A 2,557-nucleotide genomic window follows, 5' to 3' on the forward strand; every position below is an offset into this window, starting at 1 on the left:
TCGTGACTGCGTGCCTTTTGAAGAATGAGCCTGCGAGTTTGCGGTGTGTTGCGAGGTTAACCCGTGTGGGGGAGCCGTAGCGAAAGCGAGTCCGAATAGGGCGATTCAGTAGCGCGCTCAAGACCCGAAGCGGAGTGATCTAGCCATGGGCAGGTTGAAGCGGCTGTAAGAGGTCGTGGAGGACCGAACCCACCAGGGTTGAAAACCTGGGGGATGACCTGTGGTTAGGGGTGAAAGGCCAATCAAACTCCGTGATAGCTGGTTCTCCCCGAAATGCATTTAGGTGCAGCGTCGTGTGTTTCTTGCCGGAGGTAGAGCACTGGATAGGCGATGGGCCCTACCGGGCTACTGACCTTAGCCAAACTCCGAATGCCGGTAAGTGAGAGCGCGGCAGTGAGACTGTGGGGGATAAGCTCCATGGTCGAGAGGGAAACAGCCCAGAGCATCGACTAAGGCCCCTAAGCGTACGCTAAGTGGGAAAGGATGTGGAGTCGCAGAGACAACCAGGAGGTTGGCTTAGAAGCAGCCACCCTTGAAAGAGTGCGTAATAGCTCACTGGTCCAAGTGATTCCGCGCCGACAATGTAGCGGGGCTCAAGCGTACCGCCGAAGTCGTGTCATTGCAGTACATACCCCCAACGGGGAATGTGATGGGTAGGGGAGCGTCGTGTGCCGGGTGAAGCCGCCGCGTAAGCGAGTGGTAGACGGTTCACGAGTGAGAATGCAGGCATGAGTAGCGATACACACGTGAGAAACGTGTGCGCCGATTGACTAAGGGTTCCTGGGTCAAGCTGATCTGCCCAGGGTAAGTCGGGACCTAAGGCGAGGCCGACAGGCGTAGTCGATGGACAACCGGTTGATATTCCGGTACCCGCTTTGAAACGCCCAATATCGAATCAGGCGATGCTAAGTCCGTGAAGCCGCCCTTGATCTCTTCGGAGTGAGGGGGAGTGGTGGAGCCGACGGACCAGACTTGTAGTAGGTAAGCGATGGGGTGACGCAGGAAGGTAGTCCAGCCCGGGCGGTGGTTGTCCCGGGGTAAGGGTGTAGGACGTACGGTAGGCAAATCCGCCGTGCACATAGTCTGAGACCTGATGCCGAGCCGATTGTGGTGAAGTGGATGATCCTATGCTGTCGAGAAAAGCCTCTAGCGAGTTTCATGGCGGCCCGTACCCTAAACCGACTCAGGTGGTCAGGTAGAGAATACCGAGGCGTTCGGGTGAACTATGGTTAAGGAACTCGGCAAAATGCCCCCGTAACTTCGGGAGAAGGGGGGCCATTTCTGGTGATAGCACGTGCTGCTTGAGCTGGGGGTGGCCGCAGAGACCAGCGAGAAGCGACTGTTTACTAAAAACACAGGTCCGTGCGAAGCCGTAAGGCGATGTATACGGACTGACGCCTGCCCGGTGCTGGAACGTTAAGGGGACCGGTTAGCCAGGATTCGTTCTGGCGAAGCTGAGAGCTTAAGCGCTAGTAAGCGGCGGTGGTAACTATAACCATCCTAAGGTAGCGAACTTCCTTGTCGGGTAAGTTCCGACCTGCACGAATGGCGTAACGACTTCTCGACTGTCTCAACCATAGGCCCGGTGAAATTGCACTACGAGTAAAGATGCTCGTTGCGCGCAGCAGGACGGAAAGACCCCGGGACCTTTACTACAGTTTGATATTGGTGTTCGGTTCGGCTTGTGTAGGATAGGTGGGAGACTGTGATACGGGCACGCCAGTGTTCGTGGAGTCGCTGTTGAAATACCACGCTGGTCGGGCTGTATGTCTAACCTGGGTCCGTGATCCGGATCAGGGACAGTGTCTGATGGGTAGTTTAACTGGGGCGGTTGCCTCCTAAAGAGTAACGGAGGCGCCCAAAGGTTCCCTCAGCCTGGTTGGTAATCAGGTGTTGAGTGTAAGTGCACAAGGGAGCTTGACTGTGAGACCGACGGGTCGAGCAGGGACGAAAGTCGGGACTAGTGATCCGGCGGTGGCTTGTGGAAGCGCCGTCGCTCAACGGATAAAAGGTACCCCGGGGATAACAGGCTGATCTTCCCCAAGAGTCCATATCGACGGGATGGTTTGGCACCTCGATGTCGGCTCGTCGCATCCTGGGGCTGGAGTCGGTCCCAAGGGTTGGGCTGTTCGCCCATTAAAGCGGTACGCGAGCTGGGTTTAGAACGTCGTGAGACAGTTCGGTCCCTATCCGCTGTGCGCGTAGGAGTCTTGAGAAGGGCTGTCCCTAGTACGAGAGGACCGGGACGGACGAACCTCTGGTGTGCCAGTTGTCCTGCCAAGGGCATGGCTGGTTGGCTACGTTCGGGAGGGATAACCGCTGAAAGCATCTAAGCGGGAAGCCTGCTCGCGATGAGGACTCCCACCACCTTGAGGGGTTAAGGCTCCCAGTAGACGACTGGGTTGATAGGCCGGATCTGGAAGCACCGTGAGGTGTGGAGGTGACCGGTACTAATAGGCCGAGGGCTTGTCCTCAGTTGCTCGCGTCCACTGTGTTTGTTCTGAAACCACGAACAACCCCTATGGCCGGCGGTTGTGTTGTTGATTGTTTCATAGTG

The 2,557-nt window shown here is 56.8% G+C and carries 1 rRNA gene; it reads left to right on the plus strand.

The annotated features are described in order from the left end of the window. A 23S ribosomal RNA gene (locus tag FF041_RS01950) occupies nucleotides 1-2,474 on the plus strand; the annotation flags it as partial. Nucleotides 2,475-2,557 lie beyond the last annotated feature (83 nt).

Source organism: Streptomyces jumonjinensis (assembly GCF_009600885.1).
Taxonomy (GTDB): Bacteria; Actinomycetota; Actinomycetes; order Streptomycetales; family Streptomycetaceae; genus Streptomyces; species Streptomyces jumonjinensis.